21 protein-coding genes are annotated in these 23,254 nt (G+C 42.5%); 8 read left to right on the top strand and 13 right to left on the bottom strand.

Features of this window, described 5'->3' with window-relative positions; translation table 11 throughout:
• Positions 1–373: 373 nt before the first annotated feature.
• Positions 374–2,140, top strand: coding sequence for a hypothetical protein (locus tag Q4B82_RS05935; protein WP_303065511.1), 1,767 nt, complete (start codon positions 374–376; stop codon positions 2,138–2,140).
• Positions 2,141–2,214: 74 nt separating this feature from the next.
• Here the strand turns inward: Q4B82_RS05935 and leuD are convergent, their stop codons facing one another.
• The 11 genes from leuD to def form a co-directional block, all read right to left on the bottom strand.
• A complete protein-coding gene (leuD, locus tag Q4B82_RS05940) occupies positions 2,215–2,853 on the bottom strand; it encodes a 3-isopropylmalate dehydratase small subunit (protein ID WP_303065512.1) in 639 nt (212 codons plus the stop codon).
• A gap of 60 nt (positions 2,854–2,913) precedes the next feature.
• On the bottom strand, positions 2,914–3,063 hold the full coding sequence (locus Q4B82_RS05945) for a hypothetical protein (RefSeq protein WP_303065513.1): 150 nt from the start codon (positions 3,061–3,063) through the stop codon (positions 2,914–2,916).
• Positions 3,064–3,219: 156 nt separating this feature from the next.
• The gene (pta, locus tag Q4B82_RS05950) at positions 3,220–4,710 is read right to left on the bottom strand and encodes a phosphate acetyltransferase (protein ID WP_303065514.1); all 1,491 of its coding nucleotides are present in this window, start codon (positions 4,708–4,710) and stop codon (positions 3,220–3,222) included.
• Positions 4,711–4,819: 109 nt separating this feature from the next.
• On the bottom strand, positions 4,820–6,937 hold the full coding sequence (locus tag Q4B82_RS05955; RefSeq protein WP_303065515.1) for an AsmA family protein: 2,118 nt from the start codon (positions 6,935–6,937) through the stop codon (positions 4,820–4,822).
• Positions 6,938–7,141: 204 nt separating this feature from the next.
• Positions 7,142–7,555, bottom strand: a complete 414-nt coding sequence (locus Q4B82_RS05960; protein WP_303065516.1) for an RNA-binding S4 domain-containing protein — start codon at positions 7,553–7,555, stop codon at positions 7,142–7,144.
• A gap of 41 nt (positions 7,556–7,596) precedes the next feature.
• Positions 7,597–8,250: a hypothetical protein gene (locus Q4B82_RS05965; protein WP_303065517.1), complete on the bottom strand. Its 654-nt coding sequence runs from the start codon at positions 8,248–8,250 to the stop codon at positions 7,597–7,599.
• A 135-nt stretch (positions 8,251–8,385) separates the two neighbouring features.
• A complete protein-coding gene (locus Q4B82_RS05970) occupies positions 8,386–8,778 on the bottom strand; it encodes a hypothetical protein (RefSeq protein WP_303065519.1) in 393 nt (130 codons plus the stop codon).
• 2 nt (positions 8,779–8,780) lie between these two features.
• Positions 8,781–9,593 (bottom strand): hypothetical protein, encoded by an 813-nt coding sequence (locus Q4B82_RS05975; RefSeq protein ID WP_303065520.1) that lies wholly within the window; start codon positions 9,591–9,593, stop codon positions 8,781–8,783.
• A 25-nt stretch (positions 9,594–9,618) separates the two neighbouring features.
• Complete coding sequence (gene rph / locus Q4B82_RS05980; protein WP_303065521.1) at positions 9,619–10,344, bottom strand: ribonuclease PH; 726 nt, start codon at positions 10,342–10,344, stop codon at positions 9,619–9,621.
• Positions 10,345–10,433: 89 nt separating this feature from the next.
• Positions 10,434–11,630: a succinyldiaminopimelate transaminase gene (gene dapC, locus Q4B82_RS05985; RefSeq protein ID WP_303065522.1), complete on the bottom strand. Its 1,197-nt coding sequence runs from the start codon at positions 11,628–11,630 to the stop codon at positions 10,434–10,436.
• A 19-nt stretch (positions 11,631–11,649) separates the two neighbouring features.
• On the bottom strand, positions 11,650–12,153 hold the full coding sequence (gene def / locus Q4B82_RS05990) for a peptide deformylase (protein WP_303065523.1): 504 nt from the start codon (positions 12,151–12,153) through the stop codon (positions 11,650–11,652).
• Positions 12,154–12,330: 177 nt separating this feature from the next.
• On the opposite strand from def, the gene Q4B82_RS05995 reads away from it, so the two are divergent.
• Positions 12,331–13,545, top strand: a complete 1,215-nt coding sequence (locus Q4B82_RS05995; protein WP_303065524.1) for a LysM peptidoglycan-binding domain-containing protein — start codon at positions 12,331–12,333, stop codon at positions 13,543–13,545.
• Positions 13,546–13,651: 106 nt separating this feature from the next.
• On the opposite strand, the gene Q4B82_RS06000 is transcribed toward Q4B82_RS05995, so the two are convergent.
• Positions 13,652–14,167, bottom strand: coding sequence for an RDD family protein (locus Q4B82_RS06000; RefSeq protein WP_303065525.1), 516 nt, complete (start codon positions 14,165–14,167; stop codon positions 13,652–13,654).
• A gap of 83 nt (positions 14,168–14,250) precedes the next feature.
• The gene (gene yhbY / locus Q4B82_RS06005; RefSeq protein WP_303065526.1) at positions 14,251–14,535 is read right to left on the bottom strand and encodes a ribosome assembly RNA-binding protein YhbY; all 285 of its coding nucleotides are present in this window, start codon (positions 14,533–14,535) and stop codon (positions 14,251–14,253) included.
• Positions 14,536–14,679: 144 nt separating this feature from the next.
• On the opposite strand from yhbY, the gene cysE reads away from it, so the two are divergent.
• The 6 genes from cysE (at position 14,680) to nqrM (ending at position 23,049) form a co-directional block, all read left to right on the top strand.
• Positions 14,680–15,480: a serine O-acetyltransferase gene (gene cysE / locus Q4B82_RS06010; protein WP_303065527.1), complete on the top strand. Its 801-nt coding sequence runs from the start codon at positions 14,680–14,682 to the stop codon at positions 15,478–15,480.
• Between the two features lie 359 nt (positions 15,481–15,839).
• A complete protein-coding gene (locus Q4B82_RS06015) occupies positions 15,840–16,205 on the top strand; it encodes a RidA family protein (protein ID WP_303065531.1) in 366 nt (121 codons plus the stop codon).
• A gap of 172 nt (positions 16,206–16,377) precedes the next feature.
• Positions 16,378–18,708 carry a LysM peptidoglycan-binding domain-containing protein gene (locus tag Q4B82_RS06020; RefSeq protein ID WP_303065528.1) on the top strand — a complete coding sequence of 777 codons (2,331 nt, stop codon included), beginning with the start codon at positions 16,378–16,380 and terminating at the stop codon, positions 18,706–18,708.
• Positions 18,709–19,157: 449 nt separating this feature from the next.
• Positions 19,158–21,533 carry an MMPL family transporter gene (locus tag Q4B82_RS06025; protein WP_303065529.1) on the top strand — a complete coding sequence of 792 codons (2,376 nt, stop codon included), beginning with the start codon at positions 19,158–19,160 and terminating at the stop codon, positions 21,531–21,533.
• Positions 21,534–21,582: 49 nt separating this feature from the next.
• Positions 21,583–22,821 (top strand): NAD(P)/FAD-dependent oxidoreductase, encoded by a 1,239-nt coding sequence (locus tag Q4B82_RS06030; protein ID WP_303065532.1) that lies wholly within the window; start codon positions 21,583–21,585, stop codon positions 22,819–22,821.
• Positions 22,822–22,848: 27 nt separating this feature from the next.
• Entirely contained in the window at positions 22,849–23,049 is a 201-nt protein-coding gene (gene nqrM / locus Q4B82_RS06035) for a (Na+)-NQR maturation NqrM (protein WP_303065530.1), read from the top strand.
• Positions 23,050–23,254: the final 205 nt, after the last annotated feature.

Here is a 23,254-nt window from a genome sequence, read left to right on the forward strand (position 1 = left end):
CACCGCCACCGTAGCAGGTTTGCGCCAAGCGATTGAAGACCAAATCCACGCTGCCACCACGCTGGACGCATTGACCGCCATTGACACTGCCATCATATCCAAGTATGACGATGATTTGAAGTTTCAGGCTGTTTGTTGTTAAATCATTTAAATTCCATACATCAGGTAAATTTAAGTTAAGAATGGATTGGGGAGAATAAAGTTTTATAAAATATTTACAAAACAAAACAAAAAGATAAAATGTGCCGATACTATGGTCGTTTCAAATAAAAATGGTACAGCGTTGTCAATGCTCTTATTTACTACTGTACACGGTGGACGTTGTCGCCTTGTCCTGTTTGAATTTGAAACGACGATATTTTTGGAGAAAATCATGGCGGCACTGTCTTCACAGATACAACAAATTGCTTATCCTTTGCGTACTTTGATTACACAAATTGAGCCACGTTTAGATGTTTTTTGGCAAGAGCAGTTGCTGGAAATTTTTCGTGGTATTACGCCACAGGAACGCAAAGATGTATTGACACAGTTGCTTGAGCCTAAAGGTATTTTTTGGCATGCTCAAGCACAAAAATTTGAATACCGTGAACAGCATTTGCCTTTTTCCGAATGGATAAAAAACATTCCTGCTGGGGCAAAAAATTTAAAAATTTTGGCGGTGCGTTTATTGGATAGCTTAAATATTTTGTCCACTTATGAAGACATTAATCATGTTGCGGATTATTTGGACAATATTTTTGTGCAAATTAGTCAAGTGAAAGTACAAAATAATGTGGAAAATCAGGTATGGAAACAAAAATTGCATGATGAGTTCATTTATGCGGTGGCATCGGTGGTGCGTAATAACCAGACTTGGCAAGTCCCCAAGAATTTGCGTGGTTTGAATATTCCTATTTTGAAAACCTTTATTTGTGAAGTGTTTTTGAAGCGACAGCTTTTAGGATATTGGTTTAAAACCCAACGTAATCGCCAGTTGGCGGAAATGCCACAACCTTTGATTCATGATTTTTTGTGTCGTGAACAACGCATTCGTCAGCTTGAAGTGGTGCGTGCTTCCAAATATTTTTTTGCGATTGCACCTACTTTGGAATCGGGTATCAATCCGTTTACTCTGCGCCGTTTTTTGCAAGAAGATCGTTTGTTTTCCAATCAGCGTGTGTTGTTTAATGGTGTTGCGGTTAATACTGCACTTTTAAATCAATATGATGAAATTTATCAAGAAAAATTCAAAAAACAGGTTTCTTGCATCATTACGATTGAAGCCAATATCAGTCGTGTGGTAGTGGATTTTGTGCATGAATTGGAAAATTATCATGACGATGTTTTGATGCCGTTTTTGTTTGAACCCTTTGATTTGGGGCAAATTGATTTGTTGGCGGCAGTAGAAAAACGTTTGGCATTGTATGAAGAAATGTTGAATAAGCATATTCTGTTGCGTTTGCGTTATGCCTTATTGAATTATGCGAAAAACAGTGATGAATTTGAATATTTGTATGTGGCAGCACGCCAATTATTTGGCTCAATTTTGGCGGTTTTCAAAGATTTTCAAACTTTGCCTGCGGTATTGATGAATGTTTCTGCCGACATTATGTTTGGGCGTTTGGTCGGGTATGCTACATTTTTGGAAAAACGCCATGATGATATTTTTGTGGTGCAAAGTGAAGAAATGTGGCAAGCACATAATGCTCGTTTACGTGAGCCTTTAAAAAAAGTGGTGGAAACGGTTAGCCAGCATATTGGTTTGTATCAAAAGCGTTGTGCAGAAGCAGAACAACAAGCGTTGGTATTGGCAAAACCTGAAAATTTTTGGGGTAAATTACTTAAAAAACGTGAAAAACAAACGAAAAAATGGGAAGAGAGCAAAAAAGCGGCGCGTGAAATTGTGTATCAAGTGCATCAAAGTTTAATGAATTTACCCAAAGATTTTACATTGGAAATGGTGTATTTGGAGTTTGATGCCAAATTGATTACCGATGAAAAGCAACGCAATTATGCTTTTCCAAGTGGCGATAATGGCATGACTCAATTGCCCGTGGTATTGACGCTGCCTGAAAACCGTTTGCATTTTGATTTGAATGAGTTTATTAAGCAGTTGGAAGAAAAAATAGGGAAAAAAATCCAACAAGATGATGGGCATTAAACAACCATCATTAAAGTAAAGCAGACGACAAATAGGTAATGTCATCTGCTTTGATTTTTGGGTAGTTAATGGATTTAATTGAATAACCAAGGTTGTGTGGCTTTGCGTTTTTCTTCAAAGGCTTTGATTTCATCGGCGTGTTGCAAAGTTAAACCGATTTCGTCTAAACCATTGAGCAAACAATGTTTGCGGTGTTCTGTAATGTCAAAATGCCATTTTTCGCCACTTGGGGTAATCAATAATTGCTGCTGTAAGTCAATGGTTAATTGGTAGCCTTCGTTGGCAAATGTTTCTTGGAACAACTGCTCAACCTGTTCTTCGGTTAAAACAATGGGTAACAAGCCATTTTTGTAGCAATTATTGAAGAAAATATCGGCAAAACTCGGTGCGATAACGGCACGGAAACCGTAGTCGTCCAAAGCCCATGGCGCGTGTTCACGAGATGAGCCACAACCGAAATTTTTGCGTGTCAGTAAAATTTGTGCGCCCTGATAACGTGGCTGGTTCAGCGAAAAGTCGGGGTTGAGTGGACGTTTGCTGTTGTCCATACCAGGCTCGCCGTGGTCAAGATAACGCCATTCATCAAAGGCATTTGGACCAAAACCTGAACGTTTGATGGATTTGAGAAATTGTTTGGGGATAATGGCATCGGTGTCCACATTGCTGCGGTCAAGTGGGGCGACAATGGCGGTGATTTGTGTAAAGGCTTTCATAATCTGTGATGACTTTTGGGGAGAGATAGGCTGCCTGAAAGGTTTCAGGCAGCCTTTGAGTTAGGGTTGTGTTGTGGGTTTACTTTGACTTTCTTGGGATTGATAGCGCACTTTTTCCCATGATTGGGCATCATCGGTAATGTGGTTGCGGGTATCTGCACAAGCGGATAATGCTACGGCAGTAAAAATGGTCAGTAATAAGGTTTTCATGTTTTTTCCTGATGTTAAGTATTTGAAGTTAAGTATATATAAACCATATTATATGGGATTATAGATAATATGGATTTCAGATAATGCATGAACACAGCCTATAGTGGGGTTGTGTGGTCATCATAACATTTTTTGCGATTAAACAAAGGAATTTGTTTAATCGTTTTGCATTTGCTGCGCTTGAATGGCGGTTAAAGCGATGGTGTAAACAATGTCTTCAACCAAAGCGCCGCGTGATAAGTCATTAACAGGCTTGCGTAAACCTTGCAGCATAGGACCTACGCTTAATACATTGGCATTGCGTTGTACAGCTTTGTAGGTGCAATTACCTGTGTTCAAATCTGGGAAAATAAACACATTGGTTTTGCCTGCAACTGGGCTATTGGGGGCTTTGGATTTGGCTACGCTTTCTACAACAGCAGCATCGTATTGTAAAGGTCCATCTACCAGTAAATCTGGGCGTTTTTCTTTAACAATGCGTGTGGCTTCAAGCACTCTGTCTACATCTGGACCGCTGCCTGAATCCATTGTGGAATAGGAAATCATTGCCACGCGTGGTTCAATGCCAAAGGCTTTGGCTGAATCGGCAGATTGAATGGCAATTTCTGCCAATTGTTCAGCATTGGGGTTGGGATTGACGGCACAGTCGCCGTAAACCACAGTTTGCCCTGGTAAGAGCATGAAAAATATACTAGAAACCATGCTGGCATTGGGGGCGGTTTTAATTAACTGTAAAGCAGGACGAATGGTGTTGGCCGTAGTATGGACTGCACCTGAAACCAGACCATCTACATCGTTTTTTGCCATCATCATGGTACCTAGTACAACGGTGTCTTTTAGTTGTTCACGCGCTTGTTCTTCGGTTAAACCTTTGGATTTACGCAGTTCACACATTGGGACAACATATTGTTCGGCAATGCTTTCTGGGTCAATGATTTCTAGACTTTCAGGTAGGTTTATGCCCAATTCTTTGGCAACGGCTTCTACTGCTAAACGTGGGGCAAGTAATACACAACGTGCGATGCCTTTTTCGTGGCAGATGGCGGCAGCGCGTATGGTACGCGGTTCTGCACCTTCTGGCAGGACAATGCGTTTATTGGCAGTTCGTGCGGTTTGCATCATATTGAAACGGAATTGTGCTGGTGATATGCGGTCGTGGCTGCCTGAAAGCAATTCGTTTGTGTTTTGTAAAGCTGCGGCTGGACCAAGATAGGGCAGTTTTGTCAATTCTGCGGTTTTGGGGTTATCGGAAATCACACCTGCCAGCGTGATGTTTAAACCTGCAAATTGTTGTTTGGCGGCATTAACACGTTGGGCGGTTTCTTGTGATGAGCTGCCTGAAACTAAAAATACCACTTTGGTATTGAATGTACTGGCTAAAACGGGGTTTTGTAAGGATAATAAAAGGTTATCAGCATCAGGTGTGATGCCTTGAATGATTAAGTTTTCACTGTTGAGTGCATTAGCTTCGCCTACCAGTAAGTCGTACCAGTCATCGCTTTTGCCTGCTGCCAACAGGTTTTCGGCGCGTTCGGCATCTGCCAATGGATTGAATACGGCGGCATTGGGTAAGCTATCGGCAAGCGATTGGGCGACAGCACCTGCGTTGAGATGGCGGTTTACGGGAACGATTAAAATATTGGACATGTTTTTTCCTTAAATGAAATCAATATAAACCAAGAAAGAAGCGAGATTATAACAGGCTGTCTGAAAGATGTTGGTGTTGTCTTGGATATTTTGTGTGGTTTCAGGTGGCTTATTGATTGCGTAGCCATTGCCATTGTTGTTTTAATGTGTTGCTGATGGCTTTTTGTTTTTCTTCGGGGGTTTTACCTTCGGCTGTGATTTGTTGATAATTCAGACTGATGGACGGTGTATCAAGTTTACCACTTAAACGCAAAGGCAGAGTGGGGCGACCTTTGCCTGTGTTAATGGTTAAATGTTCATTGAGTGTACCTGTGTTTAAATCAGTATTGCCTTCGCTGTAAAATTGGGCAGCTGGCTTGTCCAGCGTGCCATTGAATTGATGATGACTGATGCCATTTTCAATTTGGCTCTTGAAGAAGAAGTCGTGAAAACGGCTGACCGTATCGTTTGGCACGGTATGGCTCAATGGTTCGGAAGCGGTGTAGCTGGCTGTGTTTATCATGTTCTTGAACAACTGTTGGACATCAAACCCCAGCCATTCGCCATTGTGTACATCCAGTTTTAGGCTGCCTGAAAGTTGAGACAGCATTTCTTGGCGTGTATTGCCTTTACTTGTAAAGTCCAATGTCACATTGCCTGTTCCACGCAGGCGATGAATGCCGAAAAATTGTTGCAATAATAAACCAACTTGAACATTTTTGCTGTTTTGAATCAAGTGATAACTTTTGGGCGTGGTATTGGAGACGTGAAGACTGCCTTCGCTTTGTCCGCCGAATAATTCGGCAGAAAGTGGCTCAAAAATGGCTTGTTGCTTATCTATGCTCACTTGACTGCGTAAATTCATTAAGGTCAGTTCAGGTAGTTTGAGTTCGCCGATTTCAAAACCGATTTGGAAATCCAAATCACTGGGTGACCAGTTGGGTAAATGGTGTGTTAGGCTGGTGTTGTGTTGTTCATGTAAATATTTGTTGAAATCTAACTTGTTGAATTTGAATTGCCCTAATACAGTTTGGTCGTGTCGTACCAATTCAATGAGTGCAGGTTGGCGTTCAAATAAGCCTTTTAATTGTAGATTCCATTGATTTGAATCGTCCCAGTGTGCGCTGCCCTCCCATTCAGAGACAAAGAGTGGATAAGATGAACGTGGAGTTTGTAGGGTACTTAATTTTAAATCAGGCAAATTAATACCGTTGCCATTGAGCCAAGAACCGCTGCTGTTGAGTGTGAAGTTGCTTATGCTGCCTGAAACAGCATGTTCGCTTTTGAGTGATAAAGTCATGGCATCACCTGTAAAAGCCGATCGATGACCTTGTGCATTGGGCATATTGAAACTGCCTGAATGCAAATAAGTATCGCTGTTTAAGCTGAACACGGTATTGACACCTTGCAAGTGCATACCTGCTGGGCTGCCTGAAATGGCGGCAATGGTGGTGTCAAAATGGCTGTTAAAGCGTTTGCTTTTTAAGTTGATGCGTGTATTTTCTGCCGTAAATTGTTTTTCTTGCCATGTGGCAATGGTGTTCAGGCTGCCTGAAAAGTTGTAGCTGTCTTGTTCGCCTTGAAATGCAATGTTTAAATCGGGTAGTCGCAAAGATTGTGCCGCAATTTGTGCTTGTCCTTCTGCTTGCAATTTCATTTTTTCCCATAAGGGATAAGTGGCTTGTGCGGTAATGTGATAGCGATAAGTTTTGTCGTTTATGCGTTCTGAAAGCCAATTCAATTCATTGAATTGAAGCTGCTCTTGATGACTGTTGATGTTGATTTGTGCATTGTCTAAATACAATCTATTGATGATAAAGGCATAGTGAGACTGTGGTAGTGTCCATAAATCGTGAATATTCCAATGTCCTTCTTGGTTTAAATGTAGATGAATACGGGCTTGTTCCAATACCAATTTCTCAATTTCGCGTTTATCTGCACCCAGTAGACTTTGCCAAGCCATACCAATTCGGATTTCATCGGCATAAAATGCTTCATTTTGTCCGTTTGCTTCACTTAAACGCACATGACTTAAAATCAGAGTGGGGCGTGGGAAAATTCGGCGTTTGATGTCGGTATCAAAAGTGATTTTCCGACCCGTTGTGTGTAACAACTTGTCAAACTGCGCTTGCAACTGATGGTGTTCTGAAAAGCGATATAAAGCCGCATAAGCACCCATGTATGTCAGCACCAAAACCAACATACCATACAGCACTTTTTTCAGCCATCGTGATGCTTGCAGCAACATAAAATATTGAACATAAAAATTGAGAAATGCGCAATTTTAACAAAGTTTATGGCATCTTCTTTCAGGGTATTGTGAAAAAACGTTAATATCAGTTAATTAAAAGCGGAAATCGTTTCCAGTTGAAATACAACAAGTAGATAGAAACAGTTGGGTATAAACCATATATTATCAAGAACGGATTTAATTGAATTAAAATGACTGCCTTTACCATTCACCGCGTTTCATGCGGTCAAGCTGACGGCGGTCGCGTTTGGTGGGGCGACCGTCTGGGTAGGCGGCAGTGATTCGGCTGGCTTGGTCTAGGGCTTTTTGGGCTTCGCGTTGGGCGGCGGTTTGCGCGTCTTCTTCGTAAAGTAAACGGGCTTCGGGTGCGGGTCTGCGTTGATGATTGAGCGCAAGGATTTTCAATTTATAAGGCAGTGAATTTAAAGTTAAATCCACCACATCACCCACAACAATGTATTTGCTGGTTTTGGTTTTCACGCCATTGACTGCCACGCGACCGAGTTCAATATGCTTGCTCGCCAAAGAGCGCGTTTTGAAAAAGCGTGCCGCCCACAACCATTTGTCTAGGCGCATGGTGTCTTCGCGGTTGTCGTCATCTTGTTGTTTGCTCATGGTTTTTCTTTCAAGTTGGTTTTCAGGCTGCCTGAAATCATTTACAAATTGCCAAATATGCCATTTTCGCTAATATAATCAATGGGACAACTCTCAAAATCATTCGGATTGATACCTGTCCATTGTTTACATATTTCAATCACAATTTCTTCATCATCAAAACGAAATATTTCAGTATTATCAAAACTCTCTGAGTAAATAGTATCCATAACTTCGTCTTCATTCATTTCGGAAATATCGGGTAAATGTAACGACCTTTCGGCTGGGTCTTGTACGCCAATATTAGCAAACAAACAACCATCTGCCTGACTAAAATAACGGATAATCTGATGATTTTTCACTTTCTTAAATGCTGTTGCACCAACCACACGATAACTGCCGAATGCATAATAATCTGGCACAATATTATCCAAAATATTCAAATATTGATTGGGTGTGGTCAAAATATAAATCCAACCATCAATATTGGGCGAAATAAAGATTTTCTGACTGCTCAAAGTAGAGTCATCATCAAATAAAGAATCAATACCTTGATTCCATGATTTTAAAGACTGATTTTTAAGATAAATATCATGAGCCAATTTTTCGCAAGTTAAATCATGGCTCACATTCGGTATCATGTACCAATTTAGCTTGTAGCCAAATCCATATAAATTTTTGCTTTCAAATGAATTGGCTTTAAACCAATCAAACATCTATTTCCCTTTCAGTTAGTGTAGGGTGCGCCGTGCGCACCAAATGATTTGAATTATTTAAATATGATGGTGAATTTGGTGCGCACAGCGCACCCTACATGAATTTTGTCGTGTACTGAAAGGCTACCTGAAAATTCAGGGTACAGGATAAAATAAAATTTCCACCAAAATAACAATACCAATTATCACAATGGGATACAAAATCAATTCAATCAATAATAGCCAACTTAATTTCACATGATTGCGCCATTGTTTAGGGGTGTGCTGTTTTTTCTGGCGGTGGCTGCTGATTAAATGGTATAAAAAAGCGCAAAATTGCCACAATGTCGTCAAAAATAAGACAAATACGGCAAACACAAAACCAAAATCCGCCGCAGATTCATGTTCTGAAACATATAATTGCGGCGGATTCATGATTAAATCATAAGCTCGCCAACACGCCATCGCCAACATTATCGCAATCGGCAAACCATAGCCAATAAGCCAAAATCGCCATGATTTTATTTTTAAAAATAGATATTTACTCATTTTTAGGCAGCCTGAAATATGATTGAACGTCGTGCCAATTCTGCACAAATGGTGTTTTCCACGACTATTTTATCATCATCACTCAACAAATCTGTACGCACATCTACCCACACATCTTTTCCTTTAAAATCAGTTGGATAATCATACAAAATATTAGCACGATGAATGTATTTCTCATTAAGATAAAATCGTAAATAAGTGGTTTGATTAGCTTGATTATTGCGCCATTTCGCGCCTTGAATATTGTCCCAAAACACAAAAATTGCGCCTAAATCACGCCGTTCATCTTTTTCCAACCAAGCACCTACTTTCTTATCGCATACCGTGTCAGCCGCAACCATCGTGCCTTTATTATTCAAAATAAACGCCAATTCGCTGCGCTCTTCCATTTGTCTATTTTTTTCAAAAATATAGGCAATAAATAGAAATGCCATCAGCACCACACCCAGCCAAGCAAAGTGCCAAATAAAAATCAACACCCCTAACCAAAAACGCACATCTTGGCATAAAAATCGCCAACGCGATGGCGGTGTGATTTTTTCAGGCTGCCAGTTAAAGCGCTGACCCGCCAATTGGCTCAAACCACCCAAACCATCTTTAGACAAATTAAATGTCAATTTTGTCAATTCGCCGCGCTCGTCCAAATCCAAATACATTTCAATGCGGTCGCCGATTTCGTGTTCCATTAATAAATGGACATCGCGCTGTTCACGGTGCAAATCGTAGGTTTTGCCGTCATCGCCTAATGCTTTGCCGTGTGTGCCGTGCCATTCGGCAATGGTGGCGGTCAGGCGTTGAGTGGTGGGTTCTAGCATTTTGTTTTACCTGCTATTTTTACGTTCAGGCAGCCTGAAACGCTTTTTCCTGCAAAACCGTCAATTCCGCAATCCCCTTTTGCCCCAGCGCAATCAATTCCGCCAATTCCGCCATGCTGAACGCAGCACCTTCTGCCGTGCCTTGAATTTCAATGATTTTTTCCGCATTGAGCATGACCAAATTCACATCGCTGTCGCAGCCTGAATCTTCGGGGTAATCCAAATCCAGCAAAGGCACACCGCCCACTACCCCCACCGACACCGCCGCCACGCTGCCTGTAAGCGGATTTTCAGTCAGCCTGCCGTCTGCCAACATTTTGTGTATGGCAATTTTCAATGCCACAAACGCGCCTGTAATGCTTGCCGTGCGCGTGCCGCCATCGGCTTGAATCACATCGCAATCAATCAAAATTTGGCGTTCGCCCAATTTTTTCATGTCCACGCAAGCGCGTAAACTTCGCCCAATCAAACGCTGAATTTCTTGGGTGCGACCCGATTGTTTGCCAGCAGCCGCCTCACGTTTCATGCGCGATTGGGTGGACGCGGGCAACATGCCGTATTCTGCCGTAACCCAACCTTCGCCTTTGCCACGCAAAAAGGGCGGCACGGCTTCATCAATCGTGGCGGTGCAGATGATTTTCGTGTTGCCACACGCAATCAGCACCGAGCCGTCAGCGTGGGGCAGAAAATGGGGCGTGATGTGGATTGGGCGGAGTTGGTTAGCAGCGCGGTTTTGTCTGGTGTGGGGCATGATGTTTACCTTATTAATTGATATGGAAAAGCTGCCTGAATGTTTTCAGGCAGCCTGTTATTGAGTAGATGAGGAGGCTGCCTGAAAGTTTATGTTTGATACCAAGCGACCATACGTTGGGCGGCTTCTACACATTGTGCTAATTCATCTACTAAAGCAATGCGTACAAAACCTTTACCTGGATTGCCGTTTGGGGTATCGCGTGCGAAAAAACGTCCTGGTAAAACTTGTACGGCGGTGTCGCGGAATAGGTTCTGTGTGAAACGCAAATCATCGCCATCGGGTACGCGCAGCCAGATGTAGAAGGAGGCTTCAGGCAGCATGACTTCAAATTTTTGACGCAGAATGGGGACAATTTGTTCAAATTTGGCTTGGTATTGGTGACGATTGTGTTCAACGTGGGTTTCATCGTTCCATGCAGCGATGCTGGCACGTTGTACAGGCAAACTCATGGCACTACCATGATAGGTGCGATAGAGTAAAAATGGTTGCAATAATTTGGCATCACCTGCGACAAATCCTGAACGTAAACCTGGTACGTTGGAACGTTTGGATAGGCTGGTGAACATGATGATGTTGTCAAATGTGCGACCTGATTGTGTGGCGGCTTGCAGGCAGCCTAGTGGTTTGTTGTTGCCAAAGTAAATTTCTGAATAGCATTCGTCTGATGCAATTACGAAGCCATATTGGTCTTGTAAAGCAAACAGCTGCTGCCAATCTGCTAAATTCATGACGCTGCCTGTTGGATTATCAGGCGAACAAACAAATACCAGTTTGCAGCGCGACCATTGTTTGGGAGAAATGCTGTTCCAGTCAGGTAAAAAACGCGGTGAGAGTGTATTGGCAAACACAATTTCGCCACCTGCAAGCAAAGTTGCCCCTTCGTAGATTTGATAAAATGGATTGGGACTGACAACAATGGGTTTGTCTGTATTGTGTTCAGGGTTTAATAGGCATTGAACAAATGAAAACAGAGCCTCACGACTGCCTAAAACAGGTAAAATTTCGTTCTCTGGATTGAGTGTTAAGCCATCATAACGGCGGTAAAGCCAGTTGGCGCAGGCTTGACGCAGTTCAGGCAATCCGAGTGTTAAGGGATAGTGTGATAATTCACTTAATGACTGGGTTAGTGTATTGGTAATGACTTGTGGTGTAGCGTGTTTGGGTTCGCCAATGTGCAAGGGAATGATGCTTAAATCATTTGGTGGAACAATGCCTTGCATGGCTTCACGCAATCGCGTAAAGGGATAAGGTTGGAGCAAGTCCAAGCGTGGATTGGTATTCATTGTTGTGATTTCAGTTGGGTTATTGGGCTTCACGTTGGCGTTTCATTAATTTGGTTTTAATGCGGTTTTGTTTAAGTGGAGAAAGGTATTCTACAAACAATTTACCTGCCAAGTGGTCTAATTCATGTTGAATACAAATCGCAAGCAAGCCATCAGCATCTAATTTTTGTGGTTTACCTTCTAAATCAAGGTATTCTACACTTATGCTTTCAGCACGTTTTACGGTGTCGTAAATTCCTGGAATGGAAAGACAACCTTCTTCATAAGTGGTTTCGCCATTTTTATGGGTAATAACGGGATTAATGAGTACCAGTAAATTGTTTTTTTCTTCTGATAAATCAATTACAACTACGCGTTCGTGCACATCAACTTGTGTGGCAGCTAAACCGATGCCACGTGCGGCATACATGGTTTCTGCCATGTCTGTAACCAGTTTTTTGATGCGCTCATCTACTTGGGCAACGGGTTGTGCCACAATGTGTAGTCGTTCATTGGGGTGTGTTAAAATCGGTAATAAAGCCATGAGTGAAATTTCCTTTTTCGGTAATTGATGTGTTTTCAAGACAATTTGTGGCAAACTTATCACTTTTCTTTACGCAAATCGGTTTGATGACTAGCCGAAATGCCCATAAATGCACTATGATTACGGTTATCCGTAAATTAAATAATGATGCTTAATCTAAAAATGAAAGGGATTGTCATGCAAAAGCATATTATAACCCTGCTTTGTGCAGCAGGTATAATCATTTCTACCCCCGCTGTTGCTGAAAATTTGCGCATCAAATCTGGTGCGCCTACGCGTTATACTGTTCAACAGGGAGATACATTATGGGGTATTTCAGGTAAATATCTCTATCGTCCTTGGAAATGGCCTGCATTGTGGCAAGTTAATCGTAACCAAATCCGTAATCCACATTTGATTTACCCAGGTCAAGTTTTGGTATTGCGTTATGTGAATGGTAAACCTGTTTTGAGTAGTGAGGGGGGGATTCCTACTATTAAACTTTCACCGCGTATTCGTGAAGCAGGTTCAGGCTATGGTATCAATACGATTAATGTGAATTTTTACAGTATGTTTATGAAACACCCACAATTCATTGACCGCCGTGATTTGGCTACGGCAGCGCGTTTAGTGGGTGGACCAGATAATCAAATGATGTATAGCGTGGGTGACCGTGTTTATGCTGATGGTGTGCAAGAACATGGTGATTATTTGATTTTCCGTGTTAAACACGATTTGAAAGACCCAATAAATGGTAAAAAAATTGGCACATTGACCGAATTTGTGGGTGAAGCATCAACATTGGCAACACAAAACAGCGCATTGTCACATCGCACAGCAGAAGCAAATGCGCGACTGGCAGAAGATGAATATTTTGTTGCAGCGCAAGAGCGCAAAGCCAATCGCCCTGATGTTGCGGTTCGTACTGCGCAACCTTTGGTCATTACCCAAGCCGTTTCTGAAATCAGTGAAGGTGATTATTTGATTCGTAAACCTGAAAACATGAATGCGTTCAATATGATGCCACATGAACCACAAGGAAGTATTGATGCGAGTATTGTGGATATTATGGATGGTGTTGCTGAAAGTGGTATGATGCAGACTATTCTCATCAACAAAGGTTCAGTCGATGGTTTGGATAAAGGTACAGTTTTGGGTATTTACAAACGTGGTCGTATTATTCAATCTGATTGGCGTGATGAGGATAATAAAAAAGCGGTGCGTCGTGTGAATACACCAAACGAAGAGATTGGCTTGGCAATGGTGTATCGTGTTGGTGAAAATGTCTCTTCTGCGATTATCTTGGAAAGCATTGCCAATGTCAGCAAAGACAATTTAATTGCAGAACCAGGACGTGATTTGGATACTTTTGGTACCAGCAAGATGAACACATTTAAACCTATGCCAAAATAATCCTCAACTTTTAAGTTTAAAGTTAAGCCACCGTTATCACTTACTCTGTGATAACGGTGGCAAATTTTTCAGGCAGCCTGAATATGTATAAGAACATACAATCTTATCAACGCAGGTCAATCAATTCCGTACCAGCCAAAAAATCATACAAAAACTGGCGACGTGGGTTAAAAAATGCAAAACCCCAAGGCAAAATCCACCAAAATAAAGCCATTGCTATAGCTGGTTTTGCAGCAATGCCCCCATAACGCAAACAGGCATAAACTGATATGGGGATAAACAACAGAAACACCACAGACCAAGCAAAACGCAATCGCAAACGGTTTAAATTGGGGCGAGAACCTGAATATTTATCATGTAAACCAATGTGCCAAACACGCATAGGTAAAGTTTGTCCTTCACGCAACCAATTTAATTTAAAGTAAAGCCACCAAGCAAAAAGTAAAAACAACATGGTCAGAAATGGAGTTATCGCCAAAAGAGCAGGTAAAGAATGTGTAATAACCGTATTCAATGCACCTGCTGCCAAACCCGCCAAAATGGCAACCGAAGCCACCAATAAACTTTCATACATTAAAGCCGCAAAACGGCGTTTTAAAGGTGCAACTTGGTATTGCATCATCTTTCCTTTTGTATCTAAACGATAGTTTCAGGCAGCCTATTGACTTACTATCAGGCTGCCTGAAACACGCATTCATTAAAGCATCATTTGTCTTCGCGTTTACGGTACAACACCAACAATTTGCCAATGTGTTGTACCAATTCAGCATCAACAGCCGCACATAATGCCGCACAAATTGCGGTACGCTCCTCGCGATCATCACCCAATACGCGTACTTTAATCAATTCATGCGCATGTAAAGCCGTGTCTGTTTCTTGAATGACGGCATCGGTCAGTCCTTTTTGTCCGACCATGACCACGGGATTAAGATGATGAGCGCGCGCTTTTAATTCAACAATATCTTGTTTACTTAACGTTTTTTTATTCATAATCAGAAGAAACACAATGAAAGAAAGTCTGTTATTGTACGCGAAAAATGTTCAGGCTGCCTGAAAGACTGAAAATTGATAATTCATTAGGCTGATTTTGGTGTATATTCTGTTTTTTTGATGTATTTGATGGGCAGCAAAATCATGAATTTCAATGTAGATATGTGGCAGACCATACGCACCGAAGTTCAATCGGCAGCAGCGGAAGAGCCTTTATTGGCGAGTTTTTTGCATTTAACCGTATTGCGACATGACAGTTTGGCACAAGTTTTGGCATTTCACTTGTCCAGCAAACTTGCCAGCAGCACAATGGATGCGCGTGCTTTACATGAAGAATTCTTGAAGATTTTGACTTTAAACCCAGAAATTACCGCAGCAGCACAAGCCGATATTATCGCGTGTTATGAACGCGATGCCGCTTGCGACCAATATTCTTTGCCACTATTGTATTTTAAAGGTTTTCATGCCATTCAGTCGCATCGCATCAACCATTACTTATGGCAAAATGGTCGCAAAACATTGGCATATTTCTTGCAAAATCGCGCATCAGAGGTATTTGGTGTGGATATTCATCCTGGGGCGCGTTTTGGCTCGGGTATCATGTTTGACCACGGCACAGGGATTGTTATAGGCGAAACTGCCGTGTTGGGCAATGACATTTCATTGTTACACGGTGTAACTTTGGGTGGTTCAGGTAAAGAAAGTGGCGACCGACACCCCAAAGTGGGCGATGGTGTGATGATTGGGGCAAATGCTTCTGTATTGGGCAACATTCGCATTGGTCATTGTGCCAAAATTGGTGCAGGTAGTGTGGTTGTGCGTGATGTTGAACCGCAAACAACTGTTGTGGGTGTGCCTGCCAAAGCAGTAGGTTTATCCAAAAACAAACCTGCTGATGATATGGATCAATCACTTATCAGTGATGATTATTTGTATGTGATTTAAACTTTTCAGACAACCTTAAATATGGGCTATTGACAATTTGGGTGAGGAGTTGGTTTTTCAGGCAGAATTGCCAAATTCAAGGGGAAGCGAAGCGAACTTGTGAAGCTAAAAAATAAAAGTTAATGCGCCTCATTAGCGAGTATTTTTGACACAGAAGTTGGTGATTTTGACGAAGGTAGCGAAGCTAAAACAACTGCGAAATGAATTGCCAATAGCACCTAGTACACGACAATTTTTATTGTAAAGTGCGTATCCGCACCAGATTTAAAGTAATTTCAATTATTTTTGTGCGTAATTTACAGGTTGTACGAAATATTTCAGGTAACCTAAAACCAGTAAACATCAAGGAAATGAAGACCATGAACAGCATTCAAAGATATGGCAGTAATCACAGACTTTCCGAAGCCGTCGTGGCAAACGGTTTTGTCTTTTTATCAGGTATGGTGCCTGAAAACACAAAGGGCAATATCACTGAACAAACAGCAGATGTATTGAACCAAATTGATGCTTGGTTAGTGCAATGTGGTTCAGATAAAAGTCATATTTTGGAAGCCACCATTTATTTGTCCGATTTAAATGATTATGTATGTATGAATGAAGTTTGGGATAAATGGGTTGATGCACAAAATACACCTGCTCGTGCTTGTGTTGAAGCGAAATTGGCCAACGCAGAATGGAAAGTGGAAATTAAAGTTTCTGCGGTACAAAAAAAGATTGAGGCATAATCATCAAGTCTGTTTTCAGGCGACCTCAATGCCTGCTTTTTGCCATATTAACCATAATTGGGCTTTCATTTAATGACTGCATGAAGTGTTGAGCTTGACCTTTGGCTTGACAGTACCCTTTACGCCCTTTACGATTGTGGGCTAAATTTGACCATATTGACCATTTTTATCAATGAAATCTGTTAAAACCCTTGTTTTAGCCATCAGCAGTTTATTTGTACTGCCTGCGTTGGCACAAACACAAGACCCAAAATCTGAACGCACAGGTTTAGCAATGATGCGTTTACACGCTATGACGTTCAGTTCGCCCAATGAGAGTGTAACAAGTGGCAGCATTTGGACACGTCTACGCCAAGATTTTCGCATTGGCGAAGTCAATTCCGCTTTGGTACGCAGCCATGAAAGCAAATTTGCTGCCAATAGTGCTTATTTCAATCGTACTATCAATCGCAGTACACCTTATATGTACCACATTGTGCATGAAGTCAAAAAACGCAATATGCCAGCTGAAATTGCACTTTTGCCGTTTATTGAAAGCGCGTATGTAACCAAAGCACGCTCACATGTTGGTGCATCGGGCTTATGGCAATTTATGCCTGCAACAGGTCGTCATTATGGCTTGGAGCAAACACCAATGTATGATGGTCGCCATGATGTTTACGCAGCAACCGATGCAGCATTGAATTATTTGCAATATTTATATGGTTTATTTGGCGATTGGTCTTTGGCTTTGGCAGCATACAACTGGGGAGAAGGCAATGTCAGCCGTGCCATTCGTCAAGCACAAGCCAATGGCTTGGAGCCTACTTATGAAAATTTGCGTATGCCTGCGGAAACGCGCAATTATGTACCCAAACTATTGGCAGTACGCAATTTGGTCAATAACCCACAGGCTTATGGTTTAAGGCTGCCTGAAATCGCCAATGAGCCCTATTTTAAAGCGGTGCAAGTCAGTGCACCCATGGACATCATGGCAGCTGCGTTCTTGGCAAACATTCCTGAAAGCGAATTTTTGGCACTCAATCCTGCATTTAAAACCCCCGTTTTCATTCCCAAAGATGGCAACCGCAAAATGTTGTTACCCGTTTCAGCAGTCAAAACCTTTGAAAACAATTTCAAAGATGCTGACACCAAAACCCTGTTATCGTGGGACGTTTTCACACCCAGTACCAGTATGGATTTAACCCAACTTGCCACGCAAACAGGCAGCACCGTTGCTGATTTAAAACGCCTTAACGGTATTTCAGGCAACAGCATTGCTGCAGGTCGCACCATTTTATTGAACAGAAATACCACATTGGCATTACAGCAGCCACAACTTTCAGGCAGCAACACATTTGCTAAATTGGATTATGACCCTGTTCCCGATACATTTGTAGAACAAGCTCCAGTTTTGCCACCTAAAACCACACTTTCAGGCAGCCAATCTGAAACGCGTGTTACATCGGTTGTAACAGCGAAAGAAACAGTTATGCCGTCAACACCAGTTGTTGTACCAACGTCTGTGAAACACAATCATGCCGATGTTGTGATTGCGCCACCCAGCAGTTTAACCAATCCAGCCACAACAGTAGCACATCATGACAACAGTCTTGCTCCTGCGCAAGAAGTGAAAGAAAGTGTTCAAGCAGCCTTGTCCATTCCCCAGCCTTCGGCACAAACTTTGATTGTAGGTACGCAAAAGGCACCTGTGTTTGTGCCAGAGGAAGCGTTAAAGAAACCAGAACGCAGTACGAGCGATGCTGTTGTGCCGAATCGTGAACCAAAAGAACCCACTGAAAAGGTTCAGGCAGCATCTGAAAACACGCTTACACAACAAGCAGAAGATGGTTTAAATGAATTGGTAGAGCGCCAAAAACGCCAGCATGAGCAAGCGCAAGTGAGTGAGAAAAAATCCAATTCCACTTCTGTTGCAGCAGTTCAGGCAAGCAGCAACAAAAACCATTTGGCAACAAACTCGCAAGTTGTCGCAAAAGTAATGACAACGGTTCAAAAACGCCCTGAAACCACTGTATCCAACAGTAAAGAACGCAATGACCTTGCTCTCAAAAGCAAAACGGCTGTGCCGAACAGCAAACGAGTAGAAAACGCGAAAACCAAAACCCTTACCCATAAAGTAGAAGCAGGGGATACTTTATACAATATTGCAAAACGGCATCAGATTGAAGTAGCAGATTTACTGGCTGTGAACAACATCAAAGGCAACAACATCAAATTGGGACAGGTCTTAAAAATTGTTGTTGAAAATAAGAAAACTGTTGTTGTAAAAGAAAAAAATGATAAAAACGACAAATCCAACAACAATAAAACCAATACCAGCAAAAACCTTGCTGAACAAAAAAAACCCAATAGCAATCGCAAATCTGCGCCTGTTGTACACACAGTAAAAAAAGGTGACACTTTAGAAAGCATTGCCAAGCGTTACAATTTAGATGTGGGCGACTTAAAACGTGCCAATGGTGGCAACAGCCGTTTGCAAATCGGGCAAAAAGTGAAGCTGTAAAAATCTGTGTTCAGCAGATTAACAGAAATTACGGTTAAACTAACGCGAACTTGGGATAAAAATCATTTAACCATTTGTTTTGATAAAACGGTATTTTAGGGTGCAAGTACTTACCCTATATAAGTCATTTATTTTCATGGTGTTTTCAATTTTCTTATCCCAAACCCGCGTTGGAATAGGGTAAAACTACACCGCTTTACAGGTCATCAGTAACCATTTAAGCTGCCTGAAAAACACCATGATGTTTTCAGGCAGCTTTTCAGTAGACGACCAAAATGATTTTTGTAGGTCAGACATTCATACCCGACAACATGGTTACGGTACATTGTTTCGCGCATGAATGCCTGACTGATAAATTGTTGCATACTGTGAGATAGTGTGTTTATCAGGTCATAACCGTTAAACAACCATAATTTGAAATAACCCCATGATTGAGGAAAATATACTTTATGCGCCTTATTCGCCGTATTTACATGGCTGCGTTGCTTCTGCTATTGGGTTTTGTGCTGCATGCCATATTGGGGCAATCGTGGTTGAAAACCGATTTGGCTGATTTATTGCCTCATTCTGAACAAAACGCGATATTGCGCGCAGCAGATTCATCTGTACAAAAACAGATGAATGAACAAGTGGTGTTATTGGCGGGCAATCATGATGCGGAACAGGCGTTTCAGGCAGCCGCAGAGATTGCCACGTTTTGGCGACAAAGTGGCATATTTATTGCGGTGGAGGACCGCATTTTGCCTGATTTAGTGCAAGTTCGTTCAGATGTAAGCAAATTGGCGTTGGCGGTGCTGCCTGAAACACAAAGGCAGCAACTGTTGAATGAACCACAAACTTATTTCAGGCAGCGTGCAGAAGATGCCGTTAATCCTTTTTCGGTCTCACCCTTATCTTTGGAACAAGATTGGTTGGGATTGGGGCGTTTTGTATTGGCGCAAAGTAACCCACACAATCGCGTGCAATGGCATGCTGAAAATGGCATGGTGTTTTCACAAGATGAAACAGGTAAAACATGGGTATGGATACACGGTAAGCTGCCTGAAACCAATAGGCAGCCTGAACAACTATGGCATTTAATGCAAAAAAGTCACGATTTGGCTATGGGTAAAGCCGATATTTTGACTGCGGGTGGTACATTGTTTGCCGCAGAAGCCAAAATATCTGCCGAACGGGAAAGCCAAATGATGGGCACATTGGGTTTGTTTTTGACCTTTGCGGTGTTGTTATGGGTGTTTCGCAGCGGACGGGTATTTTTGCTCTTGATTCCTTTAATGGCAGGTATGCTGTGGGGTTTAGCGGCTTCTTTATGGGTGTTTGGTGAAATACATGCTTTAACTTTGGTTATAGGCACAAGTTTGGTCGGTATGTTGGTAGACTTTCCTTTACATTGGCTTACACCAGCAGTGTTCAGGCAGCCTGAACACCTAAAAAATGGCATTTGGCAAGCACAATATGCCATGCGTGAGGTTTTACCCACATTCATGGTCAGTTTATTGATTACCGCATCGGGTTACGCCTTATTATGGTTTACCCCTTTGCCTGTGTTACGCCAAACGGCTGTATTTTCCAGTTTTGCGCTCATTGGCGCGTTTGGGGCAACTGTGTTGTGTCTTCCGCCTTTGTTTGCTCGCTATCATGTTTGTGTTGTGCCGTTTACAGCGTGGGCTGAAAAATGGTTGAGTTTGATGTCATGTTTCAAAGTTCGTTTGCGTAAACCCGCTTGGTGGTTCATTGGTGCGGTGTTTTTATTGGGTGGTTGGTGGCAAAGTCATTGGAAAGACGACATTCGTCAATGGGCGAATTTGTCGCCTGTTTTGGTGCAGCAGGCGCAACAGATTGCCAAACTCGGTGGTACAGAATTGGGCGGGCATTATTGGGTTGTCGAAGCCGATTCACCCGATGCCTTGCTGCACAAAAATACCGAAGTACGGCGTGTGCTGCACAGTTTGATTCGAGCGGGTAAATTGGGTGGTATGCAGTCGCTGGACCAATTTGTCGCAACGCAAAGTGAACAACAAAAATTACAGAACCGCTTGCGCGAACTGGTTAGGCTGCCTGAAACATGGCAAGCACTTGCAGATATGGGTGTGCCACGAACCACCATACAGCAAGCGTTGCATGACGCTGCGGCTGCACCCACTTTAAGCCTTTCAGGCAGCCTACAAACTCAACTTGCTCAAGCATGGCAACCTTTGTATTTGGGCGAAGTGGAGCAAGGCAGGTTTGCGGCGATTATCCGTTTGTATGATGTGCAAGATGTGGCAGCGGTACGCGCTGCCGTGCAGCATATTCAAGGCGTGCATTGGGGTGACCAACGTGGTGCGTTAAACGAAGCCTTCCAGCACACGCGTAATCAGGCGGCTTGGTTGAAACTGGCATCATTCGCTTTGGCGTGGTTGGTGTTGGCTAAATGGTTGGGATGGCGGCGAGGCAGTGGCATTTTACTTGTACCGCTATTGGCTGTGGCAACAACAATATCGGTTTTAGCTTGGTTGGGCATACCCATAGGTTTATTTGTCATGTTTGGTTTATTGCTGGTATCGGCTGTTGGTGTGGATTACGCGCTGTATGCACAAAATGCACCACACACCGCCAAAGCACGGGCAGGTGGCTTGATTTTGGCGGCTTTGACAACGGGTATTTCCTTTGCTTTATTGAGTGTAAGTGCCACGCCTGCGGTGGCTGCATTTGGTATTACGGTAGCAACAGGCGTGATATTAAATTTGTGTTTGGCAAGTGTGATGCTGCCTGAAAAACAGCATTGTGAGACACCGTTTGAACAGCCATCAAAAAACCTTTCAGGCAGCCATAATCACGCGTAAAATCCCATCTTTCTTTTATTAACAAATTGACAAGAAAGCAAATCACATCATCATGTCTCATTTTGATATTGCCATTATTGGTGCAGGTCCAGCAGGTGCGGTTGCCGCTGCTTTATTGAATAAACAAGGTTTTAAAGTTTGTGTTTTGGAAAAACAACATTTTCCACGCTTTATGATTGGCGAAAGCCTGCTGCCTTATTGCATGGAAATCTTGGCAGAAGCAAATATGGTCGCCGCTGTACAAGCCGAGCCCAGTTTTCAGTTTAAAAACGGTGTAGCATTTACTTGGGGCAGTCGCTACACCTATTTTGATTTTACCGACAAATTTTCCGCAGGCGCAGGCACCACTTTTCAAGTGCGTCGAGCCATATTTGACAAAATTTTGATAGATGAAGCAGTCAAACAAGGCGTAGAAGTACGTTTTGGACACGGTGTTAACGCCTTTGACAACAGCGGCGATGTAGCGCATTTAAGTGTGGAAAATGATGCAGGTAAAACCTATAACTTAACTGCCCAATTTGTGCTTGATGCCAGCGGCTATGGGCGTGTATTGCCACGTTTATTGGATTTGGAAACCCCGTCTTCCTTGCCACCGCGCATGGCACACTTTACCCACATTCAAGACAACATCACTTCCCCAAAATTTGACCGCAATAAAATCCTAATTACCACGCATCCACAACACCGCGATGTGTGGTTTTGGACAATTCCATTTGGCGACAACCATTGCTCCATCGGCGTAGTGGGTACGCCAGACAAACTATTGGGCGACAGCGAAACCGTTTTGAAAAAATGGGTGCACGAATGCCCGATGTTGGCAGAAATTCTGGATAAAGCCATATGGGAAAACGACTTTCCTTTCCGTTCTATTCAAGGTTATTCCGCCAACGTCAAAACACTATATGGCAAACACTTCGCACTTTTGGGCAATGCTGCCGAGTTTCTTGACCCAGTATTCTCATCAGGCGTAACCATTGCCTTACATTCTGCGAAATTGGCTGCGGATTTATTGGGTAAGCAACTCAAAGGCAAAACCACAGACTGGCAAACCGAATTTGCCGAACCCTTAATGCAAGGTGTCAATACTTTCCGCACCTATGTTACAGGCTGGTACGACACCCGTTTTCAAAACGTCATTTACGCCCCAAACCGCAGCCCCGAAATCAGTCGCATGATTTCCTCTATTCTGGCAGGCTACGCATGGGATAACCAAAATCCCTTTGTAGCAAAACACGCCCAAAGACTTGATGCACTTGCGGCTTTGGTTGGCGAAATTGCACCACAATAATGCCAATTATCTTTTAAGGACAAAACCATGAAAATTTTCCTAATCACCATCGTATTTTTTCTGTCTGTGATTTTGGCTATGGCAATTGGCTACATCGTCAAACGCCGTGAAATCAAAGGCAGTTGCGGCGGTATTGCCAACTTAGGTATAGAAAAAGTATGCGACTGCGATACCCCTTGCGACCGCCGCCGCAAACAAATGGAACAAGAAGCGCAAAATCGCATTTAGGCTGCCTGAAACTCTGTTATTACCGCAGAATCACATTCCTCATTTTTCAGGCAGCCTTGTATATTCGCGCCCCAAGTTAGGGGTAAATTGTAACAGTATCTTTGTCATCAAGACATCATCTCAAACACAAGGCTTAATCGCCCCTAACTAAAATCCATACCGATTTTAAAGTTAGGGGCTTTAATTATGTCATCAAATTTCAACT

Origin of the sequence: Alysiella sp., from assembly GCF_030525755.1 — a bacterium.
Taxonomy (GTDB): Bacteria; Pseudomonadota; Gammaproteobacteria; order Burkholderiales; family Neisseriaceae; genus Simonsiella.

What these genes read in the sequence shown, in the direction of transcription:
- Q4B82_RS05935 (WP_303065511.1), top strand. Translation starts at nt 374, where the DNA reads ATGGCGGCACTGTCTTCACAGATACAACAAATTGCTTATCCTTTGCGT.
- leuD (WP_303065512.1), bottom strand. Translation starts at nt 2,853, where the DNA reads ATGAAAGCCTTTACACAAATCACCGCCATTGTCGCCCCACTTGACCGC.
- Q4B82_RS05945 (WP_303065513.1), bottom strand. Translation starts at nt 3,063, where the DNA reads ATGAAAACCTTATTACTGACCATTTTTACTGCCGTAGCATTATCCGCT.
- pta (WP_303065514.1), bottom strand. Translation starts at nt 4,710, where the DNA reads ATGTCCAATATTTTAATCGTTCCCGTAAACCGCCATCTCAACGCAGGT.
- Q4B82_RS05955 (WP_303065515.1), bottom strand. Translation starts at nt 6,937, where the DNA reads ATGTTGCTGCAAGCATCACGATGGCTGAAAAAAGTGCTGTATGGTATG.
- Q4B82_RS05960 (WP_303065516.1), bottom strand. Translation starts at nt 7,555, where the DNA reads ATGAGCAAACAACAAGATGACGACAACCGCGAAGACACCATGCGCCTA.
- Q4B82_RS05965 (WP_303065517.1), bottom strand. Translation starts at nt 8,250, where the DNA reads ATGTTTGATTGGTTTAAAGCCAATTCATTTGAAAGCAAAAATTTATAT.
- Q4B82_RS05970 (WP_303065519.1), bottom strand. Translation starts at nt 8,778, where the DNA reads ATGAGTAAATATCTATTTTTAAAAATAAAATCATGGCGATTTTGGCTT.
- Q4B82_RS05975 (WP_303065520.1), bottom strand. Translation starts at nt 9,593, where the DNA reads ATGCTAGAACCCACCACTCAACGCCTGACCGCCACCATTGCCGAATGG.
- rph (WP_303065521.1), bottom strand. Translation starts at nt 10,344, where the DNA reads ATGCCCCACACCAGACAAAACCGCGCTGCTAACCAACTCCGCCCAATC.
- dapC (WP_303065522.1), bottom strand. Translation starts at nt 11,630, where the DNA reads ATGAATACCAATCCACGCTTGGACTTGCTCCAACCTTATCCCTTTACG.
- def (WP_303065523.1), bottom strand. Translation starts at nt 12,153, where the DNA reads ATGGCTTTATTACCGATTTTAACACACCCCAATGAACGACTACACATT.
- Q4B82_RS05995 (WP_303065524.1), top strand. Translation starts at nt 12,331, where the DNA reads ATGCAAAAGCATATTATAACCCTGCTTTGTGCAGCAGGTATAATCATT.
- Q4B82_RS06000 (WP_303065525.1), bottom strand. Translation starts at nt 14,167, where the DNA reads ATGATGCAATACCAAGTTGCACCTTTAAAACGCCGTTTTGCGGCTTTA.
- yhbY (WP_303065526.1), bottom strand. Translation starts at nt 14,535, where the DNA reads ATGAATAAAAAAACGTTAAGTAAACAAGATATTGTTGAATTAAAAGCG.
- cysE (WP_303065527.1), top strand. Translation starts at nt 14,680, where the DNA reads ATGAATTTCAATGTAGATATGTGGCAGACCATACGCACCGAAGTTCAA.
- Q4B82_RS06015 (WP_303065531.1), top strand. Translation starts at nt 15,840, where the DNA reads ATGAACAGCATTCAAAGATATGGCAGTAATCACAGACTTTCCGAAGCC.
- Q4B82_RS06020 (WP_303065528.1), top strand. Translation starts at nt 16,378, where the DNA reads ATGAAATCTGTTAAAACCCTTGTTTTAGCCATCAGCAGTTTATTTGTA.
- Q4B82_RS06025 (WP_303065529.1), top strand. Translation starts at nt 19,158, where the DNA reads ATGCGCCTTATTCGCCGTATTTACATGGCTGCGTTGCTTCTGCTATTG.
- nqrM (WP_303065530.1), top strand. Translation starts at nt 22,849, where the DNA reads ATGAAAATTTTCCTAATCACCATCGTATTTTTTCTGTCTGTGATTTTG.